The 18,026-nt window shown below is 29.0% G+C and carries 14 protein-coding genes and 1 tRNA gene; 5 read left to right on the top strand and 10 right to left on the bottom strand.

Annotated features, from left to right (window positions below):
* The first annotated feature begins 330 nt into the window (after window positions 1-330).
* On the top strand, window positions 331-912 hold the full coding sequence (locus tag ACWXVU_RS01580) for a transposase (RefSeq protein ID WP_456012029.1): 582 nt from the start codon (window positions 331-333) through the stop codon (window positions 910-912).
* On the top strand, window positions 866-1,717 hold the full coding sequence (locus ACWXVU_RS01575) for an IS3 family transposase (RefSeq protein WP_456012031.1): 852 nt from the start codon (window positions 866-868) through the stop codon (window positions 1,715-1,717). Before ACWXVU_RS01580 ends, ACWXVU_RS01575 begins: the two co-directional genes overlap by 47 nt.
* A 55-nt stretch (window positions 1,718-1,772) precedes the next feature.
* On the opposite strand, the gene ACWXVU_RS01570 is transcribed toward ACWXVU_RS01575, so the two are convergent.
* Both ACWXVU_RS01570 and ACWXVU_RS01565 read right to left on the bottom strand, forming a co-directional pair.
* The gene (locus tag ACWXVU_RS01570) at window positions 1,773-4,631 is read right to left on the bottom strand and encodes a cation-translocating P-type ATPase (protein WP_456012028.1); all 2,859 of its coding nucleotides are present in this window, start codon (window positions 4,629-4,631) and stop codon (window positions 1,773-1,775) included.
* A 178-nt stretch (window positions 4,632-4,809) separates the two neighbouring features.
* Window positions 4,810-6,525, bottom strand: a complete 1,716-nt coding sequence (locus ACWXVU_RS01565) for an amino acid permease (protein WP_438340370.1) — start codon at window positions 6,523-6,525, stop codon at window positions 4,810-4,812.
* Window positions 6,526-6,733: 208 nt separating this feature from the next.
* On the opposite strand from ACWXVU_RS01565, the gene ACWXVU_RS01560 reads away from it, so the two are divergent.
* Window positions 6,734-7,273, top strand: coding sequence for an isochorismatase family cysteine hydrolase (locus ACWXVU_RS01560; protein WP_456012027.1), 540 nt, complete (start codon window positions 6,734-6,736; stop codon window positions 7,271-7,273).
* 52 nt (window positions 7,274-7,325) lie between these two features.
* Here the strand turns inward: ACWXVU_RS01560 and ACWXVU_RS01555 are convergent.
* From ACWXVU_RS01555 to ACWXVU_RS01545, 3 genes are all read right to left on the bottom strand, one after another.
* Window positions 7,326-7,415: transfer RNA gene (locus ACWXVU_RS01555), tRNA-Ser, on the bottom strand.
* 238 nt (window positions 7,416-7,653) lie between these two features.
* Window positions 7,654-9,396: an MATE family efflux transporter gene (locus tag ACWXVU_RS01550; RefSeq protein WP_456012026.1), complete on the bottom strand. Its 1,743-nt coding sequence runs from the start codon at window positions 9,394-9,396 to the stop codon at window positions 7,654-7,656.
* 33 nt (window positions 9,397-9,429) lie between these two features.
* The gene (locus tag ACWXVU_RS01545) at window positions 9,430-10,200 is read right to left on the bottom strand and encodes a hypothetical protein (RefSeq protein WP_438340373.1); all 771 of its coding nucleotides are present in this window, start codon (window positions 10,198-10,200) and stop codon (window positions 9,430-9,432) included.
* Window positions 10,201-10,373: 173 nt separating this feature from the next.
* Between ACWXVU_RS01545 and ACWXVU_RS01540 the strand changes: the two genes are divergently transcribed.
* Together ACWXVU_RS01540 and pepF are read left to right on the top strand one after the other, a co-directional pair.
* Window positions 10,374-10,901, top strand: coding sequence for an adenine phosphoribosyltransferase (locus ACWXVU_RS01540; RefSeq protein ID WP_444704823.1), 528 nt, complete (start codon window positions 10,374-10,376; stop codon window positions 10,899-10,901).
* A 52-nt stretch (window positions 10,902-10,953) separates the two neighbouring features.
* Window positions 10,954-12,786, top strand: a complete 1,833-nt coding sequence (gene pepF / locus ACWXVU_RS01535) for an oligoendopeptidase F (RefSeq protein WP_456012025.1) — start codon at window positions 10,954-10,956, stop codon at window positions 12,784-12,786.
* A gap of 56 nt (window positions 12,787-12,842) precedes the next feature.
* On the opposite strand, the gene ACWXVU_RS01530 is transcribed toward pepF, so the two are convergent.
* From ACWXVU_RS01530 to ACWXVU_RS01510, 5 genes are read right to left on the bottom strand one after another with little or no spacing between them, the layout of a single operon-like run.
* A complete protein-coding gene (locus tag ACWXVU_RS01530; RefSeq protein ID WP_456012024.1) occupies window positions 12,843-13,727 on the bottom strand; it encodes an aromatic motif membrane protein in 885 nt (294 codons plus the stop codon).
* Window positions 13,728-13,731: 4 nt separating this feature from the next.
* On the bottom strand, window positions 13,732-14,562 hold the full coding sequence (locus tag ACWXVU_RS01525; protein ID WP_455993810.1) for an aromatic motif membrane protein: 831 nt from the start codon (window positions 14,560-14,562) through the stop codon (window positions 13,732-13,734).
* Window positions 14,549-15,526: an aromatic motif membrane protein gene (locus ACWXVU_RS01520; RefSeq protein ID WP_444704826.1), complete on the bottom strand. Its 978-nt coding sequence runs from the start codon at window positions 15,524-15,526 to the stop codon at window positions 14,549-14,551. Before ACWXVU_RS01520 ends, ACWXVU_RS01525 begins: the two co-directional genes overlap by 14 nt.
* Window positions 15,504-16,208, bottom strand: coding sequence for an ATP-binding cassette domain-containing protein (locus ACWXVU_RS01515; RefSeq protein ID WP_438340379.1), 705 nt, complete (start codon window positions 16,206-16,208; stop codon window positions 15,504-15,506). Before ACWXVU_RS01515 ends, ACWXVU_RS01520 begins: the two co-directional genes overlap by 23 nt.
* A 2-nt stretch (window positions 16,209-16,210) precedes the next feature.
* A complete protein-coding gene (locus ACWXVU_RS01510; protein ID WP_456012023.1) occupies window positions 16,211-18,010 on the bottom strand; it encodes an ABC transporter permease in 1,800 nt (599 codons plus the stop codon).
* Window positions 18,011-18,026: the final 16 nt, after the last annotated feature.

The following is an 18,026-nucleotide window of genomic DNA, read 5'->3' as shown; positions in this document are numbered from 1 at the left end:
TATTTAATAAATTTTGATTTTTATTAACTAGTGAAACATAAGTTAATGTTGCTCCGGCAGTAACTACCAGCCCTGATGCAACCGCAAGGTATATTCCTAATTTATTTTTTTTAGTTCTTCTCATAAAAATAACTCCTCAATGAATAAAAAATGGATTATATTTCACCACATATTAAATTAAACTAGATAAATTTTAGTCAAGATTTTAAACCATAAGTTTATTTACGGGTGGATCTTATATGATAATTATATATAGTACGCAAAAAAAATGACTTTTGATATGTACCCTCTTTACTGGACAAATAAAAACCAGTAAGGAGGGTTATTTTTATGCGCTATGATTATGAATTTAAAAGAAAGTGTGTTGAAATGTATCGACAAGGTATATCCCCAGACACGCCTGATGGTGTTTCAAAAAAATTATTTAGAGACACAATTCGAAAATGGGTCAGAATCGAAGATACACGTGGACCTGAAGCATTAAAGCACAAATTACAAAATAAAGCTTGGTCTTCAGAAGAAAAGCATGAGTTAGTATCTCGAGTGCTTGCAGGAAATTCGATTAGTTCTGTTGCGATTAATGCAGGAATAAGTGAAGGAATTCTATATCAATGGGTTCGCAAATATGAAATTTATGGATATAATGGTCTTATCGATAAAAAGAAAGGGCATAAATCAAGGAATCCAGATATGAAAAAGATTAATTATAACAATCGCATAAAACTTGAAGAATCCGAATACGAAGAATTAATTCGTTTAAGAGCAGAAAATGAATATATCAAGGCAGAAAACGAAGTAATAAAAAAGAGATCGCCTTGAGAGAAGAAATGAAAGCTGCACTACTCAAGGCGAAAAATCAGCACTCATCAAAGAACTCCGTGAAAAAGGATATCAATTAAAACATCTTCTTAAAGCTACCCGAATGGCAAAATCAACTTATTACTTTGAGATAAATAAGGTAGATGTTGTAGAATTAAGAAACGAAGAATTATTAAATGAAATCAAAGATATCTTTAATGAACATAAAGGAAGATATGGGGTAAGGCGTATTCACCAGGAACTTTTAAAAAGAGGTTATCAGGTTAATCATAAAAGAGTTCAACGTCTTATGCATAAAGCATCTCTATTAGGAAAGCGACCAAAAGAGAAGAATCATTCTTACATGGGAGAAGTTGGAAAGATTGTTGATAATGCAATAGACAGAGACTTTCGTACAACTGCGCCTTTGCAGAAATGGACTACAGATGTATCACAATTTAACTTCTCATGGGGTAAATGTTACTTGTCCCCTATATTAGATATGCATACAAATGAAGTTGTGTCATATAACTTAGCATTACATCCAAACTTAGAACAGGTGAAGAGAATGTTGGACAATGCATTTGATAAGTTCTCAAATGTAGAAGGCTTAATATTTCACTCTGATCAAGGGTGACAGTATCAACATGCTTATTATAGAAACAGATTAAAAGAAAAAGGGATTATTCAATCAATGTCTAGAAAGGGAAACTGTTATGACAATTGTATTATGGAGACTTTCTTTGGCAGAATGAAAAATGAGATGTATTATGGTTTTGAAAAAGACTTTGAATCTTTCCAATCTTTTTCAAAAGCTGTAGATGAATATATGGATTATTATAACAATAAAAGAATTCAGGCAAAAACAAAATGGATGCCTCCTGTAAAATACAGGAAAACATCCATTTGTGTTGCCTAGTTAATAAATATGTGTCCAGGATTCTGGGTGCATATCATTTTTTGATAATTTAAGCTTATTTTTTAGCTTGTTTTCTTTCTTTCGGAGTTAATATCATTTCGAAATTCACAATAGAGTTATTTTTACTTCTTCTTTTTTCAATTAACAATAATATGACCTTATGAACAAAATAAATAGGAATAATAATTAATGGAAGGCCAAGCCCATAAGCAAGCAATGTCGGTGATGATGAAATATCCTCATATCCCTTAAATGCTATTGTTATTTTTTGAACAAGGGCAACAAGCAATAAAAATGACAATGAGAAGATAACAGATGCATAAACCTTTCAATAATATAATGGATTTGAAAGAATTATTGGTTTTTTAGACATTAAATTAACGGAGTTAAAAGCTGACGTAATACCAAGAATTAGAAAGGCAATAGTTGAAGCGGCACTAATTATTTGATCAGGCCCAAGACCCTGATTATAAGCCCATAACGCACCCAAATAATAGCCAATCATTGATATAATACCTATCAAGATGCCCTGCCATAAAATATTTATACCCATTTTATTAGCAAATATTGACTCATATTTTGAAAGAGGACGTCGATTCATATAATCCTCTTTTGTATCTTGTAGTCCTAAAGCGATGGCCGGAAAACCATGGGTAAATAAGTTAATTCATAAAAGTTGTGTCGCTGATAAAATATATATTTCTTTATTCTTCAAAACATCTCAATTATGAAATACAGCCTTAAATATCAACAATCCAAGAAAAACTAATATAATTTCAGCAACAGAAGTAATTAGCAAATTCTGAATTACATTTTTTATTTTTTGATATATTGAACGACCGTTTTTTACGGCTGAAACAATTGTTGTAAAATTATCATCAGCTAGTATCATATTGGCTGCTTGCTTTGAGGCTTCTGTACCAGTAATACCCATCGCACAGCCAATATCAGATGCCTTTAAGGCAGGAGCATCATTGACTCCATCGCCGGTCATTGCTACAACTTGATTTCTTTTTTGTCAAGCATTTACAATTCTAAGTTTATCTTCTGGTTTAACGCGAGCATAAACTGAGTATTTCTCAATATTTTGGCTTAATTCTTGATCGCTAATTTTATCTAACTCTATGCCAGTTATTGCTAGATCGCCTTCATTAAAAATATTTAATTTTTTAGCAATTGAAATGGCTGTATTTATATTATCACCAGTAATCATTACTGGTTTGATACCAGCTTGACGACAAATTGAAATTGCGTCTCTTGCCTCTTCTCTAGGAGGATCAATCATAGCAACTAAACCTTCGAAATGTAAATTATTCTCTAGAAAATCAAGTTGATCACTATTATTCTTAGCTAGCAATTCCTCTAAAGATGATTTACTTATTTCTTTAGATGCAACCGCTAATACTCGGTATGACTCATTTGACCATTGATTATTAATATGAAAAATGCTATTTTTTTCATAAATAGTTGTTAATGTTCTATTAACTAAAACATCAGGCGCACCTTTAACGATAACTATATATTTATCGCCAATCTTATTGATAGTAGTCATCAATTTACGATCAGAATCAAATGGTCAAACATGAATACGCTTGTATTGTGATTCAAGTTTAGCCTTGGTCATAAATTTTGAATGCTTATATAATTCATATAAAAACGATGACTCTGTAGGATCGCCAACAACCTTAAATTCTCCATTATCTAGTGATAAATTTGCCTCCGAACAAAGTGAACCGTACTCAATAATTTTTAGATATTTTTCATTCATCGATGTATCACTGAGTTTTTTATTATCTGAACTAAAAATGTCAACAATTGTCATTTTATTTTGAGTTAGGGTACCTGTTTTATCAGAACAAATAACTGCACAGCTGCCAAGAGATTCAACTGCCATCAAATCCTTGACAATTGCTTGTTTCTTAGCCATTCTTTGAACTCCTATTGCCAAAATAATTGAAGTAAATGCAATTAAACCTTCAGGAATGGCGGCGACGGCTAGTGAAACTCCATTAACAATAACTGTACTTCAAAAGGTCATTTCCTTATACAAAGAAGGGCTTGAGACAGCAAACAAAATTTGTGCTAGCATGCTACATAAAAATAATCCAAGTCCTACATATCCAAATATTTTTCCTAATTTGTTAATTTTAATTTGTAGTGGACTCATAGCCTCTTTTTGATTGCTTACAAGTGATGAAATTTTACCAAGCTCGGTTTGTTGTCCGATAGCACTAACGACATAATAACCAGTTCCGCTAGCAATAATTGAGGATGAATATAACATAAATTTACGATCAGCTAAAGGTAAATCTAAATTCCTCTTGAAATTATAATCTTTTATTGCCGGTTCACTTTCGCCCGTCAGTGAGGATTCAATTGACGATAAATTCGAAGAAAATAATAAATAACCATCAGCAGGCACCACATCGCCAGCTTCTAGCAATATAACATCTCCAATCGTAACATCTTTTGAATCTATTGAAATTAATATACCATCACGGATAACTTTGGCCTGCAAGGGATTTAATTTACTTAATGCATCAACAGCCTTTGCACTTTTTATTTCCTGAATTGCGCCAACAAGAGAATTTGTTAAGACTACAAATAATATAATTGATGGTTCAATAAATTCAACAACTAATTCTGTATTAAAGTTTCATTGCCTATTAGATGCGCTAATAATTGCAAAAATGTATGATAACAATGCAGCAAACAACAAAATAATTACAAGGATATCTTTAAATTGAGTTAAATATGTAAAAAAAGGATTTATTTTCTTTGTTTTTTTTAATTCATTTAAACCAAATGTTTCCTGGCGATGAGTAGCTTCAGCTGAAGTTAACCCTTCTTTTATCCTAGTATCTAACATATCATCATTAATTTCTGGGTATTTTTCGATCTTTTCTTTTTTCATAAGTTACCTTTTTATTTTACAAAACAGTGGAAATAATTTTATTGATATATTTTTAAAATTTTACATTATTTTTATAGTTTTTAAGGGGAGTAAAAAAAATAATGAATCCGTTTTAATAAAATACAAAAATATAAAAACCAGCACTTTAAAATAAGTGCTAGTTTTTATTTTTTTGGAATTAACGAGCTGTTTCAAATGTATTAATAACTAAATTATTTAATTCATTTGCTTCTTTAGCTAATTCTAATCTGCATGGGCAGTAATATTCTGCTTCACATTCACAGTATTGACCAGCAAGAATTTTTGATAATTTTTCTCTTCTTCATAGAGCTAATTGTTTTTCAATAGGTGTTGAAGCAAAGAAAATTACCATATATAGAACAAATAACGCTGATGTTGCACCATATCCAACTAAGTCAGAAACAAAGTTTGCCTTATCAGTTCCTTGAGCTGTGAAGTATTTAGCAAGTGTCAATCCAAGTGAAACAAATGGATCTAACATGTAGAATACTAATGTTGTTATAACCATAACAACAGCAATAATACCTGCTCATACTGTGTGTTTGTTCTTTTGAACAGCAATAAAGTTTTTCTTTCTGTTTTCAAGAGCACCAACAACTGCTAATGCAATAAACATAAATGCAAATACAGCCATTCAGTTAGCCATTAAGTCTGAGAATGACAATAATGTACCAATGTCGTATCCGTATCCTGTTCCATAACCAGTGATGTCGATATATGCATACGATCCAATTGCTGTAAATACAACCATAAATGGTAGAGATAATAATAAACAGAATAGAGTTCCAACGATTGGCATTTTACTGTTTTTCATATATCTGTATACTGAAGCAGGAACATAAATTTCCCCTTCTTTAATTAAGTCTTCTACGAAACGAGTTGCTCATAATGAGAATCCATTTAGAATACCTATAACACCAATAGCGATAAATACATTAATTAGACCAAATGCTCAACCATGACCTTTTCCTGCTAATAAATCACCAAAGTCATAGAAACCACCTGACTTAGCACCAAGTGACATAGCTGCAGCAATAACAATGTAAATACCAGTCATTGATAATAGACCAATAACTAAAGCTGCAGGAGTTTTTTCAGGATTCTTCATTTCTGATTGAATACCAGCAGAAACATAGAAACCATCAAATGCAAAGAAGATACCTGCAATTGATCCAAATATACCTAAAACTGGAGTTAATTTTAAGAAGTTTGTAGAATCTTTGTTAAATAATGTTTCCTTAGTAATAGGGGTTCAGATATCTGCATTTCCTTCTTTTACACGTAATCCTAGGAAGATAAATCCAACAATTACGATAGCTACTAATGGGATAAACTTAACTGATGTTATTATTAAGTTTTGAATGTTTCCAGCACGACCACTTAAACCAGCTGAAAATAGCATTCATATTGTTAATACTAGTCCAATAACGAAGTAAATTCATGGAGCAGCGTGTGATCCACCAAAGTTTGGAGTTAATCCAAATCCAGAAGCTGCATCTTGGAATTGAAGTATTACATAATAAGGCATAAAGAAGTATGTAAATGGTAGATATAAGTAAGTCATAAAGAACTTATTAGCCTTATATATGGCTAGCGTGTTAAACGCCTTAGATCAACCAATCATACCTAAGTTGTCATTACGACCTGACGCTACTTCAACTAGAGCAAGAGCTAAAGTAACAACAGCAAAACCGGCAATTAATCATGTCGCTAATGATAGAGCGATATTTCCGGCAGAGTATTCTAGAACTGCTTTAGATCTTAAGAAGATACCAACACCAATCGAACCACCAAGTACGACCATGATTGCTGCAAAGAAACTTATTTTTTTCTTTGTGTCAGAAGTAACAACCATTTGTTCTTCGGCCATCATATATTTCCTTTCATATAAATTAAAAAATAAATAAAATTCGAACTTTAGATACACCAACATTTATATGTCTCTATGTCCCACAAAAGATGTATCCAAATTAATATTATATTGTTTTTTAAAAAATGTTAAAATAATTCACGATAGCAAGGTCTTTTTAATAGAAGTGTTTAATACATTGATTCTATAAAATTAATATTAAGAGGGTATAATGAATAAAATAATTTTTGTAATTGATATGCTAAACGGTTTTTGTAACAAAGGAAAAATGGCAAGCATTCATATCAATAATCTAATCCCAAAAATTGAAAAGTATTTATTTAAAAATAAAAATGAAAAAATGTTATTTGTTTGCGACTCACACAAGGAAAATGACGTAGAAATGCAATCATACCCTTTACATTGTTTAGAAGAAACATGAGAAGCTGAAATAGTAGACGAACTAAAACCATATGTAACCGATGTTATTAAAAAAAACTCAACCAACGCTTTTTTTGCCTTTGTTAAATCAGGTTTAATTGACTTAATTTATAAATATGATGTATTTGAAATCCTAGGATGTTGCACTGATATTTGCATATTGCAATTTGCCCTTACCTTGAAAACATATCTTAATTTTAAGGGTTTAGATAAGGAAATTATCATTTATAAAGAACTTGTTGATACATTTGAAAATGAAAATCATAGTAGAAAAACATATCATGATTTTGCGCTTGAATTAATGAAAAACAGTGGTATAAAAATTAAATAAAGTAGGCCTTTGAGATGCCTACTTTTTTGGATATTTCATTTTTGAAATAATATGGCGGGCAATAAGGGATTTGAACCCTTGCGAGCTATTAACTCCTAACAATTTTCGAGACTGTCCCCTTCGGCCGCTTGGGTAATTGCCCTTTTTTAACAATATAAATTATAAACAAAAAACTATTTAAGCATTTTATTTTAATTTTATCTTTATATGCTTCTTACCAAACATATTACTTTCGTAACTTGTTTACTTAAAAAATTCTAATATTATTATCAAAAGTGCCCGAATTCTTAGCTGCGCAAATAATTTAAATTAGATTAGTATTGTTACTAACCACCAAATATTTTTTTATAGCAATGAAGAATTATATTAATTATGCTAATTTACGAAATTGTTTTTGGTTTCTTATGTTGGTTCTCTTCAGTCACATTTCTTAATCAATTAACCTTAGCTGCTACAATTTCAAATATCCCTCATCTAACGAAATCAATTGAAAAATATAGAAAATATGACAATTCGAGGCTCAAAGAGCTTGTATGATTATTTCGTAGCGGTATAATGATTACAAATGTTAGGATTATTAATCACATAAATGATAATCAATGCGCAGATAACATAGTTAACGAACCAACAATATTCCTTCCGCCAGCCCCTGGCAATGCAGCGGCTGTATAGAACCAACACCAAATAGGATTAATAAATAAAAATGTTAATGATGTAAGCAAAAATATTCTAGTAAATGTTGATGCAACCTGAGCCTTCATTAGACTTATTCATTCCAAAACAACGGGCAATCTAAGAAATTCAATAATCTCTCTATTGCCGAAATCTGATTGTCCATTTCTAACATCTTTAAGCATTTGAGTTACCTTATTAATTATTTGCGGATCAATTACTCCAGATTTTAGTTGAACATCAAACACTGATTGTATTAGCTTTGGGTCACTTGATCTTAAATAAAACTCAATATTATGAGAAATGGATTCCTGTGTCCCTTTTGATGTAGCAGGTGAATAGGCAATACCAAAAATAACGCCTAACATAATTAATGACATACAAAAACCTGAAATAGTATGAAAACCCCTTAGAGCATAACCGTGTTTTTTTGCTTCCTCAAAATTATTTCTACCTAGGTTACCAGCGACAAAATATGAAACATTAGATGAACAGGCAGAGGTAATAGCCGATGTTATTGATGAGAGACTCTCAACTAAACCTAAAATTGTAACTGCGTTAATTCCCATTCACTTTTCCCCGATTCCGGAACCGTTTGCCAAATCATCCGGAAAGGCTCTGGCTCAAATGATCATTCTAATAGGTAGAATAACCATTGCAACAATTGTTATTAACATAGCAGGTATGCGTTTTAATATTTGCTTTGCAATCGGCCTAGTTATATAGTGAATTTTGAAAATGTTAATAAATATTGGTCTATCCTTATAGTAAGTTAATAAGGAATCTGACAACAAACATATCAATCCACTAACAATAGAACCAAAAGCTGCATAATAAGCATGACCCTTAAATGCATACAACAAAATAGAATTTATTGTAGCATTTGTAGCAAGAGTTAGACATGCTGAAATAAAAGCTAGATTTGAATGGCCAGTTTCATTGAGTTGCATATTCGTGTTAAAGTTAAAGGATGTCAAAACTCACGAAATTGCAATAAGCATTAAATACATTCTTGCCTCATTTAGAGCTGCACCCTTAATCTTGGCACCGCCAATAAGATGTATCAATGCAGTCGGCTGACTTCAAGAAGCCACAGCAAGCAAAATACTTATAAATAAATACATCCATATTCTAAGGTTCATAATTTGTTTAACCTTATCAAAGTCTTTTCTACCATAATATTGGCCAACAAACATACCTGCAATACCTTGTATAGCAAAAAATATTGTATATATAATTCCGGTGTAAGTATTGGCGTAAGTTAAGGCATCAATTCCCGAAGGAATGTGACTTACCATAAAGTTATCTAAAAAACCATTTAAGCAAAACAAAATTTCACCAATAATTATTGGTCATGTTTTTGAAAAATAGAGCTTTAAATCATGCTTAGATTGAGGCAGCAATCTTCTCAAATAATGCTTTTTTTCTTTCTTTAAAACATTAGATGACATAATTACTCCTTTCTAAAATATTTAAAATTTAAATTAAAGAATTCAAATCTTCTCCTTAATTTCTTTTAGTGTCAAATTATCATCAAAATCAATATTTTTTATTAACTTTAAAAAATCTTTTTTATATAAATATCTTTTTATTAACAAATCTGTTCTTTCTGGGTCAGAAGCTAAAAATATCATTTTATTAACATCATCACCTGAATAATGTCTAAGTTCCTTAATAACTAAATTTTTATTAAGATTGAGCATATATTTCTTTCTTTTATCATTGGCTCTTAAATGTGAAACTGAATTAACATACAACCAAAAGCCTACAAAAGCAGCAATTGCACCGTTTCGACCTGCGGTTCGTTTTTTTAATGATATAACGTCAGACTGATTAATGGCCTTCTTTATATTAGGAAAATATTCCTTACTAAATTTTGGCCCTGTGAGTTTAGATAAAGATAAAACAGGACATGAGGGATCTAATAATGGATTAACCAAATTTTTTGGAAACAATTTTATTAATATTTGCTTTTCTAATGTTGGATTATGTCCTATAAATGTAATTTCATTAATATCAATTTTTGAATTAATATCGTATATATGTTTTATTATATTTTGCTTCAATGTTGATCAAATGCCTTTTATTGATTTAATTTTTAAAAAATCAATAATAAATGTTCTTGTTTCGAATTTTCCATTTTGATTTAAAGCACCCACTGTATAAGCAAAGGGAGTATTAACTGGAATTGCTAATAATCTTGCAAAAGGATTTGATATCGCTTCAAAATCAATATATACATATTTACTATTCATAATTAGAATTATAGCACTTTTATCAGAATCGAAGGTTCTAAGAAACATTTGACAATATTTTTGATTTAAAATTAAGTATATTTTTTAAAAATGTTTTTATAAAAAATACAATTACTTCTAAATTTTAATTTTTGTAACTACTTATTTTATAAGTAAATTTGTAATATAATATTATGGCTATGGAATTAAAAAAATATATTAGAACAGTTGAAAACTTTCCTGAACCAGGTGTTAAATTTAAGGATATATCTCTTCTTTTGGCTAACGGTAATGCCCTAAATTACACAATTAATACTATGTCAGAATTAGCTAAAGATGCAGACATTATCGTCGGACCAGACGCTAGAGGATTCCTTTTTGGCACTCCTGTAGCCGCTAAATTATCTAAACCTTTTATTATGGTAAGAAAAAAGGGGAAACTGCCTGGCGAAGTTATTAGTTGTGCTTATGGTTTAGAGTATGGGCGCTCAATCCTTGAAATTCAAAAGGGATTAGTAAAACCGGGACAAAAAGCAGTTATTATTGACGATGTTCTAGCTACCGGAGGAACCTTAGAAGCAATAACAAAATTGTTAAAGGATCAAGGAGTTGAAATCCTAAAAATTATTGTGCTAATGGAACTTGACGGTTTTAATGCAAGAAAAAGATTAAACTGTGAAATTGATAGCTTAATTTTTATAGATAAAGATAATAATAAGTAAGTTCTGCTAGAACTTATTTTTTGTATAATTTAATTTTATCGAGGAGGTATTAATGAAAAAATATAGTAAATATGAAGAAATTGAGTCAGAATATCGCTTTGACCTGGAAGATATTTTAGGCAATAAAACATATCAGCAACTTTTTGATGAATATTTTGCCTTGTTTGAGAAACAAATAGAAATAAAAGATTCAAAATATGATAATTTTGATAATTTTGTTGCTTCAATAAAACTAAATGAGGAATTCATTTTGTTGAGTAATAAAATTGAAAATTATCTATCGAATAAATTAAATATAAACATTATTGATCCTAAAATCAATGAGATGATAGCAACTTTTGAAGCAACAAATGCCAAATACGCAAAAAGATTGGGCTCAGAAATTAATCGTATTGATCGACATAAACAAAAAATTAAGGAATGGCTAAATAAACCAGAATTAAAGGAAGTAAAAAAAGATCTTGAGGCAATATTGCTTGAACTAGATCATAAATTGGATGATAAGATTGAAACATATTTAAACGATACAATCTCTGGTCATCCAGATGTAACTGAATTGTTTGGTGTTTTAACCGATAGTGAAATTACATTTGGCTATGCACACGATAGACACGGCAAAAAACATGAAATTACAAGAGCAAGCATGCAATCATTTAGAAAACACGCTGATGAACGAGTAAGAAAAGAAAGCTATTTTAATTATTTGAATGGTTATTTAAAACATAAACAAATTTTAGCCAAAATGTTATATCAATATATCAAGGAGTTATCGGTTAATGCCCTACATCGAAAATATCCTTCAACGCTTGATTCAATTTTAATGAATGACCATGTTGACAAAAAATTGCTTGAAATTATTTATGAAAGCGTAATTTCAAATATAGATATATTTAAAAAATATCATAATGCGCATGCTAAATTCTTTGAAGCTAAATTCAATAAAAAAATGGAATTATGAGATACTTCACTTGATTTGATAAAAATCAAGAATTCATATTCAATTAAGGATGGCCAAAAAATATTAAAAGACATAACCTCAGTAATGCCATATGAATACCCAAAAATAGTTGATAGAGCCATCAAAGAAAGATGAATAGATTATATAAATGTTCCCTCAAAAAGATCGGGAGCATATTCAATTGGTTCAACGCATGGAATTAATAAGCTTTATATTTTAATGAACTGAGATAATACATTCAACTCTGTGAACACCTTATGCCATGAAATGGGACACTCATTGCATTCATATTTTTCAAATAAAAACCAAAGTGTATATCGAAGCCAATACACTATATTCATAGCCGAAATAGCTTCAATATTTAATGAGTTATTACTAAATGATTATTTAATTTCAAAAGCAAAAACAGATGAAGAAAAATTCTTTTTACTTAATGAAAGCATTAATGACTTTGTCGTCACAGTATTAAGACAAACACATTGGTCTAATTTTGAATATGAGTTATATAATCGCATTGATAATAATGAACCTCTTAATTCATATGAAGCTATTGAAAAAATTTATGTTGATGTATCAAAAAAATATCAAATAAGTGAAAATGAAGTAAAAATTGGCAATCCAATAAATATTCATAGCGTTATGGTGCCGCATTTCTTTTCATATTTTTATGTTTATAAATATGCACTCGGTTACATTGTGGCAAACTTCTTCTTTCAAAAATATAAAGTCGAAGGAAAAAGCGCATTAGAAAATTATGTTAACAACTTTCTATCAGCAGGGGATAAAGATTGGCCGGTTAATGTCTTAAGGGACGCTGGTGTCGATGTATATTCAAAAGAAATTTATAATATGGCTTTCGAAATTCTTGATGACAAGGTTAATGAGTATATAAAATTAGGAAACAAAATTTTTACAAAAAACAAATAGATAAAAAACTCACAATTAATTTTGTGAGTTTTAGTTTTTAAAATAAATATTTATTTTTATTTTGAATCATCAACATAGACAATTGTGAATCTAAGCGGTTCGCCGCCAAATTCTTCATCGAATAAAGTTTTTATATAAGCCTTATCGGCGCTTGTTTTGTATAATCTCAAGGCTCTTACATATTTTGCAAGATCAAATTTCTTTAAAATAGCTTCATTTTGAAACAAAGCCGGATAAATATGAGAATATGTAAAAATTGAGACTTCTGAATTTCCGTCAGATTTTTTAGTAATCGATAATTCAAGAATAATACCTTGCTTAGTTAATAAATAAACATCATAGGAATCTTTATTATTTTGTGAACTTTCTTCAATAACATATTGAAGCATTTCATTTGTTTTAGGGCGATTAAATGACCCTAGATCCAAACTGTTTTTTTGAAGTTCTTTACTTAAAATATCAGTAATACCTTTAAATTGATTAAAAGCTTCATAAAGAGCAAACGTAAATCGATCAAGATTAAACAAAAACCATAATCAATTATCTTTAAAAAGTTTAGCTAATTCAGGGCGATATTTTTCCAAAGCAATGACCTTATTCTTTGAATTAAAATTATCATTTGATTTAAAAAATGCAATAACATTATTGGCATAAAGCAAATAATCTTTAATCTCGGCTAAATAGTTATCATTTATCCTTTTTTGTTTTTGTATATATGCATTTTTATCAGCGTTGTTTTTAAAGGCTAAATCAAGAAGTGAATTAACATATTCATATTTCAAAAAAACATCTCATTTTTTCTCTTTTTCATCATTAACAGCTATGGGGGATAATTTAGATTTGTTATTTTGCTGACTCGTATTTTGGCATGATATAACAGCAATTGGTGCAAATAATGTAGCAAGAGCTAAGCCAGAAAGAATTATTTTTTTTTGCTTCATAATATTATATGTCCTTCAATATTAATAAACCAAGTGCTGGAAAATTATAGTTCTTAACAACAACATTCTCAAAAGCATCAAATCCACGTTTGTTATGATGAATAATCGCATTGTGAACAGCATCTGAAACTAACTTAATTGATATCTTCGAAGATATTGATTTAGGAAAATAAATCATTCTATCAAAAGTCAAAAAACTTTTATCACTTTTATTTTTAGAAATCAAAATTCTTAATAAGAACTTGTTTTTCTTAAGATAAAAAATATCATCTTTGGATTCAGGAGATTCATCTCCTTCCCTCAATTGATCCCAGTTGTTATCAATAAAATTTGCATCATTTGGTTCAAATTTTTCTGCGTGGTTTTTTAAAGCTGCTATAAATTCATCGCTATGCTTAACTTGACCAAAATCCGGAAATTTTCATCAATCCAAAAAAGTTCATGTAAATCTTTTAATGTTTTTTATAACAAATAGTCAATTTTTAGAATAAAAATCCCTTAAATTTTTAATGTTTTCCTCATTATTTTCATCGGTAAACTTTTTAGTTATTTTTTTTGCCTCATCAAAAAGCTTCTTCTCATCTTTTTGAGACTCAAGAAAATTTGTTTTTGCTACTTCATCGCCTTTAAATCTTAGGTCTATTAACTGCTTTATCAATAAGTTGGTTCTCTCTTCATCAGGATTTTCAATATTAGGAATATATTCAAAACCTTTAGGGATATTATTTCTTAATTGAGTGCTTGGCTCATTATTAATACATGAAACTAGCCCATATGATAAAGGTAAGACTGAAATAAATGAAGTAGATAAAATAATCTTATTAATTTTTTTCATCGATAAACCTCATAGTAAATTTAAATATTTTAAGTTCTTCTTTATTTATTTCGTTTAAAACATCAGCTAGATCATCATTATATTGATATATTGCGTGAAATTCAATATATTTTTCATCAATGTATGGCTTAATAAAAGTTTTTTCATCAAATGGCTCATTTTCTAGTTCAGCATCTTCTTTTGCTGATTCTAAATTCGATTTGAAAGTTTTAACACGCTTCTCAAAAATTTTTTCTTCTAGTTGTTTTAGTTGATCTTCAATATTCATTTCATTTTTAAAAATAAGAATATCTGGAACTATCAAAAGTTTAGGGATTCCCTTATCTATAAATTTCCAAATCTTAATTACCTTGTTATTATCAAATAAAAGATAAACAATTTCCTTGTCTGTGAAGACATTATATTTTTTAAGTTCAGGTATATCCTTAAAAGGCATTTTAATCAATTTTTTAGGTGTATTATCTCGCACGCTAATAGAAAGAGAATTAAATTTTTTTCTAACCTCATTAAAGTATTCTTGCTCTTTGGCAAAAGTTTTATATCTATCGCCATAAGGATTAAAAATGTACTTAAATTTAGATAAATTATTCAACGTTCAATATCAATCATTCGATAATGTATTTTTAATAACCTGCATTGAAGTTAACGCCAAAGGACGATAATCTTGGTTTTTATGAACGCTATTTTGAATAAATACGGGATCATAAACAAAAGCATATTTTAATTCGTTAAATTTAGAATCCGATTTATTTTCTTGTTGAAAAATGTAAATATTTTTTTCATTAAGATTATTTTTAGCAAAGAAATCAAGCAATAAACTAATTGATTCATTTCTATAATATTCTTTTCTTTGTTTTTTAGGAAAATCGATAGAAGTATCTTTAATATTATTTATGTTAGCACAGCTAATAGCACAAAGCGGTAATATCGGCAAAACCAAGCTAGTTAGATATAACTTTTTCATAAAATAGTTTTTCTAATGGTTCTTTTTTAATTCCGGTATATAAGATATTGCCATTATGTATTAGGGTTACAGAGTTAACATATTTATCGATTTCAGCCAAAACATGGGAACTAATTAAAATTGTAATTTTTTCATTTTCATTAATATCTTTTAACAATGAAAAAAGTTCAAATCTAGCTGTCGGATCCAAATTAGCTGCTGGTTCATCGAGAATTAATAGTTTGGGCTTATGCAATAGTGCTTGAATTAATAAAATCTTCTTTTTTTGTCCAGAAGAAAATGTATAAGGTCTTTCATACAATAACTGTTCTATATTAAAAAATTTAAGGTAGTTTTTAATTTCATTAATAGCATCAGTTTTTTTGATATTTGATAGTATTGAAAGATTGTAAAGATAATCAAAAACGGTTAATTCTTTCGGAAATTCAGCAACTTCTGGAACATATCCAATAATTGAACGTGCTTCTGCTTTTTTAATATTAATATTATTTATTAAAATATCACCCTCATAATTTGCATATGCACCAATAATTGTTTTTATTGTTGTTGTTTTACCGGCACCGTTTTCTCCGATAAAGGCATGAAATGCACCATGCTTTATAGCAAAATTAATTGATTTAATTCCGCGATCAGTTTTTGGAAAGATTTTTTTTAGATTAATGATTTCTAGAATATTTTCCATAATTACTTGTAATCCTTTCTCTTGTATAAAGCAAAAACTGAAGCAAATAATACACCAATCAAAATTGCTCATAAAATAAAGTAAACATTTTTATTAACAATTTGTTTTTCACGATTTATAGCAAACACTTTATCCGCAGATTGAAAAAGATAGTTTGTAGGGCTTGTTGTTAACTCGTATCTAATTAAAACTTTTTCATTCTTAACAAAAAGTCTCTTTTCAAACCCTGCATATCCTCCGATGTAATAATTGAAACCAGCTATTTTTAATTCAATTTGATTATCGCCATATGCACTTGAACTTTTTGGATTTTTTATAACTGCTTCAAAAATTTTATTATTTTGGTAATTAAAATATATATAGTTTAGTAATGCAACGCCTAAATATATTTTTCTCTCTATTTCTGATTGCAATTTCTTTTCTTTAACAGCGTTTTCGTTGAATACTGTAACATTTGAATTCAAATATTGATTAATTGGACTTTCTAAATTATTTATAAAAGTAGAAATACCTTTTGTTAATTCATTATGCAAATCAATAACATTTTCAGATGTTTTATTCTTTATAAAATCATCAACAAATCTTTTAGCTATATTGTTAAAAATTTTATCATTTAATGCTTCATAAACATATTGTCATTTTAATCTCCCTACAATATTGTTTTCAGCAGAAAATTGTGAGTTATCCTCAGGGAATGAAATATTAACGCTAGATGCTCCCTCTCTCGCATAAATAATATCAGTATTAATAGTATTAGGTATAACTGAATTAGATTTTAACAATCCTGGAACAATATACTTTTCAATATTACCTTCTTTGGATGTAACCGTAAATTTAGGCAATTTAGGATTTTCGTCTAACTTATATTTATATAAAATGCTATCTAGATTGTTATAATAAATATAATTATCTTGATTTGAGTATTTAGTTTTGCTAATTGACTCAAAAACATTTTGGTTTTTAGTATTAAAAATATCTAGTAATTGATACGGAATAGATAATCATGAATAAAATTGCCACTCACTTGATGAATTATTAGCAAGTTTCATTACCTCTCTAAGATATGAAACTTGCTCGTTTGAAAATTGCTTATTTTGAGATCCGTTGGGAATAATTAACAACTCATCCTTATTATTGTTTATAAAATATGGTTCAACATTTGCTTCATTGCCAGAAAAGTGATATGGATATTTCTTATTGATAAAGTAAGCAGCGTTATTAACATTTGTTGTTGCGTTAGCTGACAATAAGGAACCACCAAGAGCTAATGGAATAAAAAACACCAAAGGCAATGTAATAGCAATTTTTTGGCTTAGTTTATATCCTATTAGCGCTGTAATTAAAGCAATCATTAAGTAAGATGCTAAGGAGATAACAAAAAATAATAGCGAATATAAAAACAGATTTGCTCCTGAATATAATGCGTATGTTGACAATAATGAAGAAATAAAAAGAACTGTTGATCATAATAAACCGAAGTATATTAATGATAGTAATTTGCCTAAAACCAACCCTTTTCTTGAGATCGGTTTAGCAATGCTAACAAGCTCTAATCCTTCCTGTTCGAAATCTTTAAAAATATTTAGCGCCTTAATAGATGCAAATAATACAGTTACTATAAGAACAGAAAAAATATAAAGATATGAAGCAAGCGTCAAATATTTTTCGCTAATCACAAATTTAAATACAAAACCAACTATAAATGAAAAAATTAAAGTTATAGCAGGAATGATAATCGAACTTTTCTTCTTAAAAACAGTATTAAATGCAAATTTCGAATATTTAAATGCTGAAGTTTTCATTTTTTAGACCTTTCAA

The organism is Mycoplasma sp. 2575 (assembly GCF_053851635.1).
This window is presented reverse-complemented; position numbering and strand designations above follow the sequence as displayed.